The sequence below is a fragment of the Mesorhizobium muleiense genome (assembly GCF_900099905.1).
Classification (GTDB): domain Bacteria; phylum Pseudomonadota; class Alphaproteobacteria; order Rhizobiales; family Rhizobiaceae; genus Mesorhizobium; species Mesorhizobium muleiense.
This window is the reverse complement of sequence record NZ_FNEE01000002.1, coordinates 664,685-679,323: the sequence shown is the minus strand read 5'-3', so window position 1 is coordinate 679,323 and position 14,639 is coordinate 664,685. Positions and strand designations below refer to the sequence as shown.

Below are 14,639 nucleotides of genomic sequence, written 5' to 3'. Positions count from 1 at the left end.
CAAGAGGCTTGCCGAATTCGCTGACCAATCGATCAGCCCCGGTGGTGCACCGTACCGCCACGGATTGACGCGCGACACTTTAGCTGCAAGGTATATTAACGCTCTGTTTACCATATATATTGGTCTCGGCAGGGACTTGAGGGGGCAATTTGGAACCGTTTCTGGGCGCGAACCGCCTTAATTGGGATGATCGAGCCGAGCTGCATTCGACCGACACAACGGGCAGCTACCACATAGAAAATGTACTGGCTGGCGGATCCAATCTCTATGAGCTGGAAACGCGCGAGGTCGGTGACATTGTCGGCAAGGATATCGTCCATCTGCAATGCCATATCGGGCTCGACACAATCAGCTTGAAAAATCTGGGCGCGGGCAGCGTGACCGGCCTCGACTTTTCACCGACGGCGATCGCAGCAGCGCGGGATTTCGCTGCAAAGGCAGGCACTGACGTGCGCTTCGTGGAGGCGCCACTGTTCGAGGCAGTCGAAGCGCTTGGCCGAACCTTTGACATCGCTTACGTTACCTGGGGTTCGGTAAACTGGCTTGACGACGTGTTCCGCTGGGCGCGGGTGGTTGCCGATCTCCTGCGGCCCGGCGGCCGGCTCTATCTCGCCGAGGGCCATCCGTTGATGTTCCAGTGTGACCGCAAGGCTGCGGCGCTGGAGTTCAAGCATGACTGGCGAACGCCAATAGCTCGACCACTCGCATGGAACGAGGAACTCACCTATACCGGCGACGACCGCATCTTGAAACATCCGCGCTACTATGAGTGGATTCATCCGGTCAGCGACGTGGTGAACGCGCTGATTTCAGCTGGGCTGACGCTGGATTTTCTCAACGAGCATGACACGGTTTCGTGGCAGCACTTTTCATTTGCCGTGAGGGCCGGCAAGGATATGTACGGCTTGCCGGAGAACTCTCCCAAGATTCCAATGGCCTATTCCATTGGCGCGACGAAGCGTAGCGTCGGCAAGATATCCTACCTAGTTACCGCCAAGGCGATTGAGGGCCACTAATGCATGTCGCGCAAAAGCGTGCCCTCGGGGCCTGACCCGAGGGTGCACAGCGGTTCTGCGGTAACGACATGCATAAAACAAAACTTGAAGCGCGTCGCATCAATCCATTCAGCCGCGACGCGCTTTAAGTCGTCAGCCGGAGCCGCAGGTCCGTGTCAGCCACTCCGGCCACCTCAGGCGGTTGGAGGGTGCAAAAACTTTTTAGGGCCCGTGAAGGTCAAAATTAAACATTGATAGCTAATATACCTTGGTCGGGTTGGCCCAGAACCTGAATAGTATCTGAGGAATCGCCTATTGGCTCCTTTCCGCGCTAGGTTCGGCGGTATCAAGAAGGCCGTTTTCTCGTCGGCAAATATCCCGGCGGCAATGGCGGTGATCGTTATTGCCGTTGGCGCAGCGTTCGCGGACCACCAGAACAAAGTCGTCTCGGATCAAGCCACCCGAGCGGATGTCCTGGCCAAGGTCAATCTTATCCGCGCCAAGCTTGAAGGCAACATCAACGGAAACCTTCAACTGGTGCAGGGACTGGTCGCGGCAGTCGTGACTGAGCCCTATATGGGACAGCAGCGCTTCGCCTCGCTGGCGAGCAACCTGTTTGGCAGGGGCTCGCAATTGAAGAATATTGCCGGCGCGCCCGATCTGGTCATTTCTCTGATGTACCCGATGAAGGGCAACGACAAGGCGATAGGCCTCGATTACCGCAAGGACGAGCGGCAGCGTCTGGCCGCGCTAAGGGCGCGAGACGAGCGCGAGCTAGTTCTTGCCGGTCCCGTCGACTTGAGGCAGGGAGGGCAGGGCTTCGTCGGCCGAATTCCGGTCTTTGTACGCAGTGCGGGCAACACCGAAAGGTTCTGGGGCATCATTTCGGCCGTTGTCGACGTTCAGCGCCTTTATAAGGCGAGCGGCCTGCTTGACGATGATCTCGGGATTGACGTAGCGCTGATCGGTAAGGACGCCCTCGGTCCAGGCGGAGAGCAATTCTTCGGCAATGAGCGCGTCGCCAAAAGCAATCCGGTGACAGCCGACGTCCTGCTTCCGTCCGGTTCGTGGCGGATCGCAGCCATTCCCAAAAACGGCTGGCCTTCGATGCCCGACAACGCGTGGTTCTTGCGCGCCATCATGGCGGTGGCCGGGGCCTTGGTTGTGATCCCATTCCTGGTTACGGGTCGCCTGATTGGCGAGAGACAGCGCAACTATGCGGAACTGAGTCGATTGTCGAGGCGCTTGGAACTCGCTCTGGAAGCATCGGCTATTGGCGTTTGGGAACACGATCTCGCGACCAACGAACTGGCGTGGGACGAACGCGTCAATGAAATATACGGCAAACCAGTTGGGGAGCACCGCGGCTACCTGGACTGGGCGGGAGCAATCCACCCGGATGATTTGGCTGGCGCCAACGCCGATTTCGACCGCGCGATGGCCGACGGCGGGCCATATTTGTCGGAATACCGGATTATTCGGCCGGATGGCGAGATACGCCATGTCCGATCCAAGGCGATAATTTACCGGGCCGCAGACGACACCCCAAAAATGATTGGCGCCGAATGGGATGTGACAGCCGATGTCCTGTTGAACAAGGACCTGGTTCGCGCAAAACAGCTTTCCGAGTCGAAAAATGCAGAACTCGAGTCGGCCAAGGAGCGCATAGAGCACATTGCGCTCCACGATTCGCTGACCGGTTTGCCCAACCGGCGTTACCTCGACCAGGTGCTGGAAGATTACGCGGCAAACGCCAGGCGGACCGGCGGGTATGCGGCACTGCTCCACATTGATCTCGATCGGTTCAAGCACATTAACGATACGCTTGGCCACGCCGCAGGCGACGCAATGCTTGTTCACGCCTCGACCGTCCTCCGATCCAAGGTCGATGGCGAGGGATTCGTCGCTCGGATCGGAGGAGACGAATTCATCGTCCTGTGCGTGGTGCATGACGATATCGAGCAACTGGCGCTGCTCGCTGACCGCGTCATCAGCCAGATGCGGGAACCAGTCTACTATCAGGGCCATCGATGCCGTTTTGGCGTGAGCGTGGGAATTGCAGTCGATAACGGAAAAGATGTCGAAGCCAAACACCTGCTGGTCAACGCTGACATCGCGCTTTACCGAGCAAAGAGTCGTGGGCGCAATCGATACGAGTTCTTCACCGAGGCGATGCAAAGCGAGATCGTCGAGACAAAACGGATTGCCGACGAAATTCTCGGCGGCCTTGAGCGCAACGAGTTCATTCCCTTCTACCAGCCGCAATTTGACGCAAAAACGCTTGAAATTGTTGGGGTTGAGGCGCTTGCGCGATGGAGACATCCGGAGAAGGGCATTTTGGCGCCCGACGTCTTCCTAAGGATTGCGGAAGAATTGAATGTCGTCTCGATCATCGATCGAAACATATTAGAGCAATCGCTTTTGGATCTCGAAGGGTGGACTGCTGCGAATCTTCACATTCCGCGGGTGTCAGTCAACGTTTCGGCACGCCGTCTTCAGGATGAGGAACTCATAAAGAGTCTTAGGGAACTAAATATCAAGAAGGGAACAGTTGCCTTCGAACTCGTTGAGTCAATTTTCCTCGACGAAAATGATGATTTTGTTACGTGGAATCTTGAGCAGATAAAAGAGCTCGGCATTGACATAGAAATAGACGATTTTGGCACGGGCTACGCCTCTATAGTCAGCTTGCTCAAGCTGCAGCCTCGCCGGTTGAAGATAGATCGCCAACTGGTCATTCCTATTGTCAAATCGCCGCAACGAAGGCAGGTCGTCTCATCGATCATTGAAATCGGCAAATCCCTGGGTATCGAGGTCGTAGCCGAGGGTGTCGAGACGATGGAGCACGCACAGACACTCAAGAGCTTGGGCTGCGACATACTGCAGGGTTATGCCTTCGGGCATGCGTTGGATGCCGACGGACTAAAGGCCTTCGTTCGATCTCGGCGTCTGCGCACGGAACGGGTTTTGGATGAACCGCTCCGGGCGGGTAGAGTATAAGCGCATAAGCCTCACGTCACAGAGTAGCGCTTCGCTTGAGTCTTAGGATTTGGAGATTGGCCGATCACGGCAGCGAAGTTCTGGGGGCCTATGCACCCGATGAGACCTGGCCCCGGACAAGCTGATCGGCGACCCCTATCTCGGCATCGGCCCGGCGCCGGAGGCAGGATCAAACGCACAATGGCAGCCTTGGCGGTTGTCCAGGCAATGGCGCGCATATGTCGGCAGACGATCGATGATCTACCGGATTAACTGGGAACTAGTCGCGATGTTGCTCGCCGGTTGCGAAGGGGCGCTGTCCTTCATCATGAGGGGGATGTGAAACGTCCGGCTCTTCTGCAGGACGTCGTTGCCGATGGCCCGGCAATCGCAGCGGCCGGCGAAGCAGGCCGAAGTGCACTTGTCAGTGACTAGGGAACGATATCGGCCCCCATGTGTTAGAAATCCATGGACACTTTGGAACCCCAGGGCCACGGGACGGTGGCCGACATTTTGACATCGGAAGTTGCCAATGCCAGGCAGCGCATTCATCGGACTGAGCTCGCGCTTCAACGCACTGAAGAAATGCTGGCCGAGAACCTCGCGCTGCGCAACAGGATACGAACTGCGGTCGAGGCCGCAGACCGCTTGGTGAAGATCGATCCCCCCAGCTTTGAAGGACGTCGCGCGGGTTGAACTGGGCCGGCGTTTCATTCGTCGCGACCTTCAGGCCACCGGCGCCACCACTCTCGCTCCAGAACTGTGCCAACCATATCAACGTCTGGGCTGCACGCTCGCGAACAGCCGGAACCAACAGCGACCACAAGCGGTTTACCAATCGAAGGGACCGCAATGGATTCGGAATAATGGAACTTTTAGATATGGAACTGGCGCGAGCCCGACAGCGGCTTAATCGGGCCGAGCGCTCCCTTGAGCGTGCGAACGAGATGCTGGATGATGACTGCGGTGTCGGCATCAATATCGCGCTGTGCAGCAGGATACGGGCTGCGCAACAGCGCGTAATTGAGGCCAGATCGCGGTTGACGAAGATCGATCCCACCAGCGCTGACGGAGTTCGCACGGGTTGATCCGGCCCGTCGACGTGCCGCCTCGGGCATATAGGACGATTCGGTTCGGCACTCCGGCGGTCGCGCACCAAGCAAGCCAACGCACTGCTTGAGGCGACGCGTTCGGTCTTAAGGCCAACCATTTTGCTTGGCGATCTCAACGAATGGCGGGTGCACAGCTTCCTCGTTGCTGGCGCTACTGCCGCATTTTGGTCCAATTCACACCGTGCTGTCCAGTTTCCCTTCGCGATTCCCTTTGCTTGCGCTCGATCGGATCCTGGCCAAACCACCAAGTCTGATTTCCAGCCTCGAAGTGCACCATACATCGCTATCTCGGATCGCCTCCGATCATCTACCGATCATGGCACGATTAAATCTCCAGGGGATTCGACAGCTACATTTGCAACCAGATTACCTTTGAAGGGTTCTTGCTACGATTTTGAGCGAGGCCGGGTTTCTATCGCTGAAGGGTAGAAAATTTTATGGAAGTATCCATTACGCGGATTGCACACGACAACATCAAAGCAGGCAAGAGCGGCTTGCTGCTGGTCCCGGACAATTATGACGCCTTCGCCGGGCGCGTTCTGGCGGCAAGGAGTGCCGTTCGCAGTCTCGATCTCATGTACTACCTTTGGCACGATGACCACACTGGCCGCTTGCTCTTGCAGGAAGTTTTCCGGGCCGCTGAGCGCGGCGTGCGAGTTCGCATGCTCCTTGATGACGCCAATCCGCGAAAGAACGATGCTGCCTATCTGGCCTTGAGCAATCATCCAAACATCGAGTTGAAGTTGTTTAATCCGAGCGGCGTCAGGCAACGCAGCGTCATGCGCGCTGTGGAAATTGTATTGCGACTTTTTGCGTTGACCCGGAGGATGCACAACAAGGCATGGATCGCTGACGACAACGTCGCTATCGTAGGCGGGCGCAACGTTGGCGATGCCTATTTCGACGCAGCAGAAACCAATTTCCGCGACTTAGACGTGCTGCTCCTCGGTCCTGCCGTGCAGCAAACCGCCGAAATATTTGAGGCATTCTGGGCTTGCGAGGACGCGAAATCAATCAGTGTCCTGGGTCCAGCCGCGGGGAACGAGCATTCCGATTTGTTTTCAGGAAGCGATCTCGAAACCGAATCAATGCTTTTGAACGGAATCAGTGACCGAGGGTCCATCGCAGAGTTCATCGCGGCCAGCAACGACGTGCATTGGGTGGATCGAGTTCGGGTGATTTCCGATCCTCCAGAGAAGGTGAGAGGTTGGAGACGTCGCAGCTGGCTTACCAAGGAGTTGCTTCCCCTCATTAAGTCGGCGCGCAACAGTCTGGAAATTGTATCTCCCTATTTCATCCCTGGCAAAAGGGGCTCCGCGGTCCTGATGGACCTCGTCAGCAATGGGGTTGACGTTTCCGTTTTGACCAATTCCTTGGCCGCTACAGACGTCGCCGCGGTTCATGGGGCTTATGCAAACTATCGTAAGCGATTGCTGAGGAATGGCGTAAGACTGTTCGAACTCCAGCCCTTCACTCGCGGTCAGGGAATTTCGGTGTTTGGCTCCAAGGGTGCCAGTCTGCACACCAAATCGTTCACGGTTGACGACAGGGCTGGGTTCGTCGGTTCCTTCAATTTTGATCCCCGGTCAGTGTCTTTGAACTCGGAGATGGGCGTGCTCTTTGAGGATGCCGAATTAGTCGGTGAACTTCGGCGCTTTTTTCAAGCGGAGATATCACCAGAAACCAGCTATCGGCTGGAACTAAAGAACAATGTGCTGCACTGGCATGGATGCGACGAAGGCAAACTCCAAGAATACACACACGAACCAGAGGCCGGAATATTTCGCCGGGTTCTGGCGGCCTTGGTCCGCCACCTTCCAGTTGAGTCTCAGCTTTAGCCAGACCCACTAAGATAGCATAGGTGCAACGGCGGGATCGACGCGGCGTTCTTGCCGCGCCGGGTACGGCATACCTGAAGAACGGCGACGTGAATGTGCCAAGCACAGCGCCCGGGGGCCGCGGCGGAAAGGCCGGGAGCATGAAGCATCCGCCCTCTGGCAATTGTCAGCTTGCTGCCGCCGATCGCGTGAAGACGATGGTGACCTTCGTCCCTTCGCTGGCGCTCGAGGCGACGTTGAACTTTGCCTTGGCGTTCTCTGTCAGCGAGCGCGCGATTAGCGCGCCGAGCTTGCCGGGCTTGGGCCATGTCTCCCCTTCCGGCAGGCCGATACCGTCGTCCGCGACTATGACCAGGCAGCCGTCGCCATCGGCGATGCTGTGCAGCTTTATCGTCCCGCCTTCACGCCCTTGGAATGCATGCTTGAGTGCATTTGTGAGCAACTCGTTCACGACCAGTCCCGTCGGCATGGCGACGTTGATCGATACCGGATAGGTATCCACCTTCATATCGAGGCGGATCCCCTCAACTGCATGCGACCCCATCACCGCGGAGGCGATCTGGCTAAGATAAACGCCGAGATCGACCTCATCCTTCTGCTCGTCTGCCGATAGCGTCTGGTAGAGGATCGCCAGAGCGTCGACGCGGCCGGCGAGCCTCTCAAATCTTTTCTCGTCGGGCTCGGTCGCGTTACGGGTTTCTAGACGGATCAATGCGGTGATCATCTGTAAGTTGTTCTTCACCCGGTGTTGCAGTTCGCGCAGCAGGGTGTCCTTCTCGCGGACGCGCTCCTCCACCAAGCGCGCTTCTTCAGATTCGCCATGGGATGAGACGTCGACCAGAGCCACCAGTCGGAAGCAGTTCGTGCCGTTATCGTCCACGATGATGTTTGAATAAACGTCGACAAGAGCCGGGTTGGCCCCGACGCGCTCCAGCCGGAAGGTGCCGACGAAATCGGTTTCCTCGACCAAGGCCTCGGGCAGAGGCCGGCCCTTCTGCTGGTGGATGCCAATGCCGGAAAGTGCTCCCCAGTTTTGCCGGGTAAGCTCGGCTGCCTTCAGGCCTGATACTTTTTCGAATTCTGGATTAGCATAGACGACGCGCTCCTTCGCGCCTAAGTCCGACACGGCGATAGCGATCGGCACCTGGTCAAGAAATTTTTTGAACTGCTCGCTTTCCAGCGCGGTGGCAAGGTCCGGTGTATCGAGCAATTGCTCAACTGCCTCAGCCTTGTCTGACTCTGACGTCATCTTGGTCGCCTGTGCTTTGCGTGGGAGCCTCAGTCTCAGTCATGCACTTTGCTCGACACCGCCAACGCTGGAAGCGGCTGCGCGATGTCAGGAGTAGGACGAGCCCGCGTCACGGAGCGGCAGAGCCATGGGCAACACAGGCCGTCTTGCTGAGAGTTCAGTCAACCTTGCGTCACTTTGCACGGCCACGACCTTTTTTCCAACAGCGTTGTGCCAAAATCCCGTCTCTGCCAATCGAAATTGACGATCTGCACGTCGCCGGAACTGCCGACAGAATATTTCCGCCATTTGCAATGGGCTCACCTGGCAGCGGCGGCGCCGGTGGCGGCATGCGGTGGCCAAACCGCACCCCGCATGTGCTCACCCAGGTCTGGCTGGTTCGCCGCGACACGATCGGGCGAAACGGTATGCTGCGCCGGTTCCGGCCGTCTTGCAGTTGCCCGGGTTGGCTCGCTGGACCTATCGGGTCATCGCCTGGGATACCGCGGCCGGCAGGCAAACGGCGGAATGGCAAGCGAATTCCGACGGCTGGCTGAAACTTGATGTGCCGCCGTTCTCTGCCGATGTCGCGCTTGCCATTCGCCGAACCTGAGCAGGATGGCGACTGCGCCTGAAAGGTATTCATTTGCTCGCGATCTGACTTGTCATTGCCCAAGGTCTTTGCAACTTCGTCGCCAACGCCGATGTCAGTGATCTGCGCCAAGCGAAGTTGCGCGGAGATCTCACGAGATCTGCGCATTAGGTGTTGCGCTCGCCCGAACGCGACTGCTGGTCGGCAGCATCGGCCGATCCGCCCAGCGTGTCGGCAACCGTGGCACCTCGCGCACCCATCGGCTGCTGCGCACCTGTGGTGGTGTCCTTCGCTGTCTGGTGCTCCATCTCGGCATTCAGCTCCGCCCCCACAATCAGGACAATCACAGAGATCCAGGTCCACATCATCAAGCCGATGACTGCCCCCAGGGCTCCATACGTCGCGTTGTAGTCGGCGAAGTTCTCAAGATAATAGGAGAACCCTATCGAGACTGCGATCCACACCCCAGCCGCGAGGAAGGCGCCCCAAGTCGCCCATTGCCACTTTGCCCTTTCGCGGCTGGGGCCGTAGCGGTAGATCAGCGTGATCCCGACGCCGACCATGATCAGCATCATCGGCCACCGAAAGATCCGCACAAGGGCTTCGGTCCAGCCGCCGAGGTTCAGCAGCGCAAGCATGGCCGGCACGATCCCCACCGAGACGATAAAGCCGATACCGATGAGGATGGCGCCAAGTGTGAAGCCCAAGGCCAGAAGATTCATATGGATAAAGCCGCGCTTTTCACTCTCCTCGTAGGCGATGTTCATGGCTTCGAATAGCGTCTTGATGCCGTTACTGGCGCTCCACAGTGCGACGGCAAGGCCGAACATGAAGCCGAAGCTGAGCGCGCCAGTCTTCTGAGCGGCCAAGGACGCAAGCTGAGATCTGATAATGTCCAGACCGCCCGAAGGCAGTACGCCGCCAAGGAACGCAATGTGCTCAGCGATGGTCTGAGGATCGGCGACAAAACCGTAGATGGACACGAACGCGGCAAGCGCTGGAAAGAGGGCAAGGAGTAGATAGAATGCGGCCCCGGCCGCGATCAGCATAACACGGTCCTCGTTTACTTCAGCAAAGACCCGCCACAGCACGTCCTTCCAGCCACGGCTGGGGATCTCTGACGGCCATTCGGCGTTGCGTCCGCGGCCCTGCCGTCTGGCCCGCCGCTCAAGTTGCACTTGATCTTCGTAAGCGTCGTCGGTTGTTTTTTTCGACATGGCTGCCGGCCCGGAGCATCTTCTTCGCGGGCAAACGTATGAAAGCGCCAAAGGATGCAGGTGCAGACCTGCGCCCGCAAACAAACATCCGCCGTCTGCAGAAACACTGCGCCACCCCATGCGACGAGTTCATGTGATAGCGATACTGCCCTGCCCAGGACCTCAGTGGCTTGTTCGAGCGACCAATGAGAATAACCAGCTTCCTACCATCTCAGCCAATCGTGGTGGTCGGCTGATTGCGTTTTTAACTTTGGCGCGGCCGGCCGGCGGGGATTCTGGGCGTGGGCGGTCGGGAGCTGGTGCCTCTTGGCGTCCAGCCGCTCCAGCATGCAACCGACGATAGCCTGAAAGCCGGGCTCCATGGCCTCTTGGCAATCGATCTCCCGATCCGCGTATTCGCCCTGTCGTCTTGGCGGTCTGATCATCCAGGCTTCCTCATAGATATCCCTCGCCGTCGGACTCGCGTCGCCGGATCAAGCCAGGCGATGCGCCCTCACTATCCAAAGCGAAGCCCATTCGCCTCATGTGTCTTTCAACCAGCTCGCGGTCGCATTCGGGCACGCAGCGGTCGCTGCAACCGACATTCACAACTACCTGTGCGAAAGCGACGGCGAGCGCCCACCGCGCGGTTGACCCGCAGACATCACCGCTGGACGTTGTTCCTTGGTCTTCCCCAGCGCGCCAATTCGAAAAACGACCGGACGTCTATTTCGCCGTGGGCATTGTTGGCCGCCAGGAGCAACCGGATCGGAGGCCAGGCGGTGTCACGATTGGCGGGAGGCATCGTTCTCGCAGAGAATTCTTTTAGGTGGAAGGGCTGGTCTCGCCGCCGGCGACTTTGGCGAGCAGCATCCCCAAGGTCAGGCGCGCTCGTTCATGGCTGCGCCGACAAAAATATTCTCAAGAAGCTCGACAGATAGAGACGCCAAGTATCAGAGCATGATGCGATCCCTCGATAGCGAAATGCCTGGCGGAGCGGGAAGTGAATTGAACCAGGGGTTGACCCCACGAAGTCAGAGTGACGTGCAGCGAGACGTCTCAAGGGAACCTTTCCGGCGTCGTGCGCTTGTTGAGCATGCGTTTCACAACCCCGTGAGCGACAACAAAAAACGCTGGAACCAAAAGGAAATCCGCCATGGCGAAAGAAAAGACATCGGATGATCTCTTCCTCGATACGCTCAAAGATATCTATTACGCGGAAAAGAAGATCCTGAAGGCGCTTCCCAAGATGGCGCGCGCCGCCTCATCGGCCGATCTGAAGGCAGCCTTCGAGAAGCACAAGGACGAAACCGACGGTCATGTCGAGCGCTTGCAGCAGGTTTTCGAGCTCCTTGGCAAGCGGGCACAGGGCAAGACGTGTCCCGCGATCGACGGCATCATCGAGGAGGGCGAGGAGATTATGGAGGAGTTCAAGGGAACTCCCGCACTGGACGCCGGTCTGATCTCCGCTGCCCAGGCTGTCGAGCACTACGAGATCACCCGCTATGGCACGCTGAAGCGCTGGGCTGAGGTTTTGGGCATGAGCGACGCCGCCAAGCTGATCGAACAGACGCTCGGCGAAGAGTCTATGACAGACGAGGCGCTCACCGGATTGGCGGACGCCTCGGCCAACGAAATGGCCAAGGCCGCCTGATCACACACCAGCCACCCCAACTGTGTTGGGGTGGCTGTTTTACTTCCAACATCCGTCTTTCGATAGGAGGCAATCATGGGTCGTGGCATTCTACTCTGGCTGCTCGGAGTTCCTATTCCGATCATCATCCTTCTCGCGCTGTTCATGCGGTAGGAGGAATCCGTGGCATCAACCATCCTGGCGACCGACGGCGCCGCGCCGGTCGAGTCCTCGTCATCCGCAGTCAACTGGGGACCGATCATCGCCGGCGCCTTCGCTGCCTCGACCCTGACGTTCATCCTGATGCTTCTCGGGTCCGGCCTCGGGCTCACGATGGTGTCTCCATGGTCCAACGAAAGCGCCAGCGTCACCACCTTCGCTGTGTCCACTGCGATCTGGCTGGTCATCGTGCAATGGTTGTCATCCGGGCTCGGGGGGTACCTGACCGGGCGCCTTCGCACCAAATGGGTCGGCATCCATACGGACGAGACGTTCTTCCGGGATACCGCGCACGGATTCATGGCCTGGGCGCTGGCGACGCTTCTGGTCGTGTTCGTGCTCGGTTCGGCGCTGTCCGCGGCAATCGGCACCGGCGTCAAGGCGGCCTCGACAGTGGCCTCGGGAGCAGCAATGGGTGCCTCGGCAGGGGCGACCGCAAACGCCGGGAACGACGGAGGCAGCGGCGCGGCGTCGTATTTCGTCGATGCGCTGTTCCGCCCGAACGATCCTTCCAGGCTGGCGGCGCCGGGCGCGGAGGGCGATGCGACAGCAGCCGCACAAGCCTCCCGCATCCTCATTATGAGTGCAGCGGCCGGCGAAGTCTCGGCTGACGACAAGACTTATCTGGGCCAACTCGTGGCCGCTCGCACTGGCTTGTCGCAAGCGGATGCTACTGCCCGGGTTGATGCGGTGCTTGCTCAGGTCGAGGCGGCCAAAGTCCAAGCACAGGAAGCAGCCGACACAGCTAGAAAAGCCGGCGCCAGCTTCGCGCTGGTTGGCGCGCTTTCTCTCATGATCGGTGCGTTCATCGCCAGCGCAGCGGCAGCGTTAGGCGGCAAGCAGCGCGACGACGAAGAAGACGCGCTCCATCTCACAGCCAGTCGAAGCTGAAGACGTCTACTCCAGGCCGACCGAGAGGATCGGCCGGACTCCATTCTCCCGCCGCGCTCCCTTGTTTTTGTGCAACGCAGCAACGATATTGCTGCACGTGCGTTGCACGGATGGCCGTCCATTCCGGGCGTCACAACAGGGACGGCTCCATTGCGAAAAATCTCTGATACCATCGCCCGCCTTGCCGCGCTGCAGGCGCGACATGCCGCACATCCCGCCGACCTCGGTGCGTCAGACCACCTCCGGACGCTGGCCGACTTCGGTATCAATCCTGGCGGGTTGGAAGCGAAGTTCTACATTCCCAATGACCTATCCAAGGGCACCCCGCTCGTCGTCGTGCTGCATGGCTGCACCCAGAACGCGGCCGGCTATGACCATCATTCCGGCTGGTCCCAACTCGCCGACGAGGCTGGCTTCGCGCTGCTCTTTCCCGAACAGCAACGCGGCAACAATCCGAACCTCTGTTTCAACTGGTTCCAGCCTGGCGACACCAAGCGTGGTTCGGGCGAGGCGCTTTCGATTCGCCAGATGATCGAGACGATGGTCGTCACCCACGGTCTCGACCGAAGGCGAATCTTCATCACCGGCCTCTCGGCCGGAGGCGCAATGGCAGCGGCCATGCTGGCGACCTATCCGGAAGTGTTTGCCGGCGGTGCGTTAATTGCCGGCCTGCCCTACGGCAGCGCAACGACAATCCCGGAGGCCTTCGATCGCATGCGCGGCCACGGCGGTCCTTCGGAACAGGATCTGCAACGGGCCCTCCGCGGCGCATCGGATCATCGGGGACCGTGGCCGAGGATTTCGATTTGGCACGGTGCCGCTGACCACACGGTTTCGCCATCCAACGCGGAAGCGATCGCAGGCCAGTGGCGGGGAGTCCACCGGCTTGAGAAAGCGCCGACGCGTCGGGAAGCTGCCGGACCGCACGCAAAGCAGGTCTGGCGTAACGGGGCGGGAGATGCCTTGATCGAAATCAACATGATCGCCGGGATGGGCCACGGCACGCCGCTCGGCAACGGCCTCGGCGCTCCGGGACCTTATATGCTTGATGTCGGCATCGCCTCCACACGCGAGATCGCGCAGTTTTGGGGGATCGCGGCAACCGAGGATAGCGCCTCCCGGAAATCAAGGCCGCAATTGCCCGCCAGCCAACGGCAACTACCCCAGTCACCGGCGCCAAGTATACAAAATGCGAAGACGAAGCCCCCGCAGCCGACTGCCATCCATCAATCGCGCCAGCCCGGCGTGAAGAAGATCATTGAAGATGCCCTGCGGGCGGCGGGCCTGATGCGCTAGGCGGACGGCGCGAATCGCTCGCCGACTGTCTCGCCGGCCCGCGAAGGTCAAGCCGGCTCCGACCAGGCAAGGGAACGCGTCGTTCTTTGGAATCGGTGACCGCTTTTCATTGAGCGGTCGCCATGCACCTCGTCCAGATCCTGCTTCCCCGCGCGGACAACACCGGTCGCCCATTTGGCCGGGAAGATTTCGACCGTGTGAAGGAAGACCTGGCCAGCCGTTTCGACGGCGTCACAGCCTACCTGCAGGCGCCCGCGGAAGGTCAGTGGCAGGATGGCGAGCAGTCCAGCACAGATGAAATCGTCATCTTCGAAGTGATGGTGGATGATGTCGATCTGCCGGACTGGCGCAAACGGCGCGCCGAGCTAGAACGGCGGTTCCGGCAGGACACGGTGATCGCCCGCTACATGCCAATGGCGCTCGTATAGAGCGCCGATATCATGCCATCAACGTTAATCCGCAAGACCGAGTACGATCCGGAGACAAGGGTTCTCTCGGTGTGGTTCGTCGCGAGCGGCACGCGTTATGACTACGAGGCTGTGCCGCCGGAGACCTATGCGGCGTTCCGAAACGCCTTCGTAAAGGGCCGGTTCTTCAACGACCACTTTCGCGACCGTTGCCGGCACCGCCCCATTGCCGAAGCATAGCGAGCGTTGCCTG

13 protein-coding genes are annotated in these 14,639 nt (G+C 59.2%); 10 read left to right on the top strand and 3 right to left on the bottom strand.

Going from position 1 to position 14,639, the window contains the following annotated elements:
• Positions 1–149: 149 nt before the first annotated feature.
• The 3 genes from BLT09_RS07345 (at position 150) to BLT09_RS07335 (ending at position 4,670) form a co-directional block, all read left to right on the top strand.
• On the top strand, positions 150–1,016 hold the full coding sequence (locus BLT09_RS07345; RefSeq protein ID WP_091591675.1) for a class I SAM-dependent methyltransferase: 867 nt from the start codon (positions 150–152) through the stop codon (positions 1,014–1,016).
• 366 nt (positions 1,017–1,382) lie between these two features.
• Positions 1,383–3,995: a bifunctional diguanylate cyclase/phosphodiesterase gene (locus tag BLT09_RS07340; RefSeq protein ID WP_091591860.1), complete on the top strand. Its 2,613-nt coding sequence runs from the start codon at positions 1,383–1,385 to the stop codon at positions 3,993–3,995.
• A gap of 447 nt (positions 3,996–4,442) precedes the next feature.
• Positions 4,443–4,670, top strand: coding sequence for a hypothetical protein (locus BLT09_RS07335; RefSeq protein ID WP_023803181.1), 228 nt, complete (start codon positions 4,443–4,445; stop codon positions 4,668–4,670).
• A 179-nt stretch (positions 4,671–4,849) separates the two neighbouring features.
• Here the strand turns inward: BLT09_RS07335 and BLT09_RS34230 are convergent, their stop codons facing one another.
• On the bottom strand, positions 4,850–5,092 hold the full coding sequence (locus BLT09_RS34230; RefSeq protein ID WP_167366355.1) for a hypothetical protein: 243 nt from the start codon (positions 5,090–5,092) through the stop codon (positions 4,850–4,852).
• 431 nt (positions 5,093–5,523) lie between these two features.
• On the opposite strand from BLT09_RS34230, the gene BLT09_RS07325 reads away from it, so the two are divergent.
• A complete protein-coding gene (locus tag BLT09_RS07325) occupies positions 5,524–6,924 on the top strand; it encodes a phospholipase D family protein (protein ID WP_091591671.1) in 1,401 nt (466 codons plus the stop codon).
• Between the two features lie 166 nt (positions 6,925–7,090).
• Here the strand turns inward: BLT09_RS07325 and BLT09_RS07320 are convergent, their stop codons facing one another.
• Positions 7,091–8,173 (bottom strand): sensor histidine kinase, encoded by a 1,083-nt coding sequence (locus BLT09_RS07320; protein WP_091591669.1) that lies wholly within the window; start codon positions 8,171–8,173, stop codon positions 7,091–7,093.
• A 445-nt stretch (positions 8,174–8,618) separates the two neighbouring features.
• On the opposite strand from BLT09_RS07320, the gene BLT09_RS34225 reads away from it, so the two are divergent.
• Positions 8,619–8,765 carry a hypothetical protein gene (locus tag BLT09_RS34225; protein WP_167366354.1) on the top strand — a complete coding sequence of 49 codons (147 nt, stop codon included), beginning with the start codon at positions 8,619–8,621 and terminating at the stop codon, positions 8,763–8,765.
• Between the two features lie 146 nt (positions 8,766–8,911).
• Here the strand turns inward: BLT09_RS34225 and BLT09_RS07315 are convergent, their stop codons facing one another.
• Positions 8,912–9,961, bottom strand: coding sequence for a YihY/virulence factor BrkB family protein (locus BLT09_RS07315; protein WP_091591667.1), 1,050 nt, complete (start codon positions 9,959–9,961; stop codon positions 8,912–8,914).
• Between the two features lie 1,135 nt (positions 9,962–11,096).
• On the opposite strand from BLT09_RS07315, the gene BLT09_RS07305 reads away from it, so the two are divergent.
• The 5 genes from BLT09_RS07305 to BLT09_RS07285 all read left to right on the top strand — a co-directional run bounded on the left by BLT09_RS07305 (position 11,097) and on the right by BLT09_RS07285 (position 14,626).
• Positions 11,097–11,594: a YciE/YciF ferroxidase family protein gene (locus BLT09_RS07305; protein WP_091591665.1), complete on the top strand. Its 498-nt coding sequence runs from the start codon at positions 11,097–11,099 to the stop codon at positions 11,592–11,594.
• Positions 11,595–11,756: 162 nt separating this feature from the next.
• A complete protein-coding gene (locus BLT09_RS07300; protein WP_091591663.1) occupies positions 11,757–12,683 on the top strand; it encodes a hypothetical protein in 927 nt (308 codons plus the stop codon).
• Positions 12,684–12,833: 150 nt separating this feature from the next.
• Positions 12,834–13,979, top strand: a complete 1,146-nt coding sequence (locus tag BLT09_RS07295) for an extracellular catalytic domain type 1 short-chain-length polyhydroxyalkanoate depolymerase (protein WP_091591661.1) — start codon at positions 12,834–12,836, stop codon at positions 13,977–13,979.
• 122 nt (positions 13,980–14,101) lie between these two features.
• The gene (locus BLT09_RS07290; protein ID WP_091591659.1) at positions 14,102–14,407 is read left to right on the top strand and encodes a hypothetical protein; all 306 of its coding nucleotides are present in this window, start codon (positions 14,102–14,104) and stop codon (positions 14,405–14,407) included.
• Positions 14,408–14,419: 12 nt separating this feature from the next.
• On the top strand, positions 14,420–14,626 hold the full coding sequence (locus tag BLT09_RS07285; protein ID WP_091591657.1) for a KTSC domain-containing protein: 207 nt from the start codon (positions 14,420–14,422) through the stop codon (positions 14,624–14,626).
• Positions 14,627–14,639 lie beyond the last annotated feature (13 nt).

Excerpts from the sequence above, each read along its gene's own strand:
- BLT09_RS07340 (WP_091591860.1), top strand. The coding sequence starts at position 1,383 with ATGGCGGTGATCGTTATTGCCGTTGGCGCAGCGTTCGCGGACCACCAG.
- BLT09_RS07335 (WP_023803181.1), top strand. The coding sequence starts at position 4,443 with ATGGACACTTTGGAACCCCAGGGCCACGGGACGGTGGCCGACATTTTG.
- BLT09_RS34230 (WP_167366355.1), bottom strand. The coding sequence starts at position 5,092 with ATGCCCGAGGCGGCACGTCGACGGGCCGGATCAACCCGTGCGAACTCC.
- BLT09_RS07325 (WP_091591671.1), top strand. The coding sequence starts at position 5,524 with ATGGAAGTATCCATTACGCGGATTGCACACGACAACATCAAAGCAGGC.
- BLT09_RS07320 (WP_091591669.1), bottom strand. The coding sequence starts at position 8,173 with ATGACGTCAGAGTCAGACAAGGCTGAGGCAGTTGAGCAATTGCTCGAT.
- BLT09_RS07315 (WP_091591667.1), bottom strand. The coding sequence starts at position 9,961 with ATGTCGAAAAAAACAACCGACGACGCTTACGAAGATCAAGTGCAACTT.
- BLT09_RS07305 (WP_091591665.1), top strand. The coding sequence starts at position 11,097 with ATGGCGAAAGAAAAGACATCGGATGATCTCTTCCTCGATACGCTCAAA.
- BLT09_RS07290 (WP_091591659.1), top strand. The coding sequence starts at position 14,102 with ATGCACCTCGTCCAGATCCTGCTTCCCCGCGCGGACAACACCGGTCGC.
- BLT09_RS07285 (WP_091591657.1), top strand. The coding sequence starts at position 14,420 with ATGCCATCAACGTTAATCCGCAAGACCGAGTACGATCCGGAGACAAGG.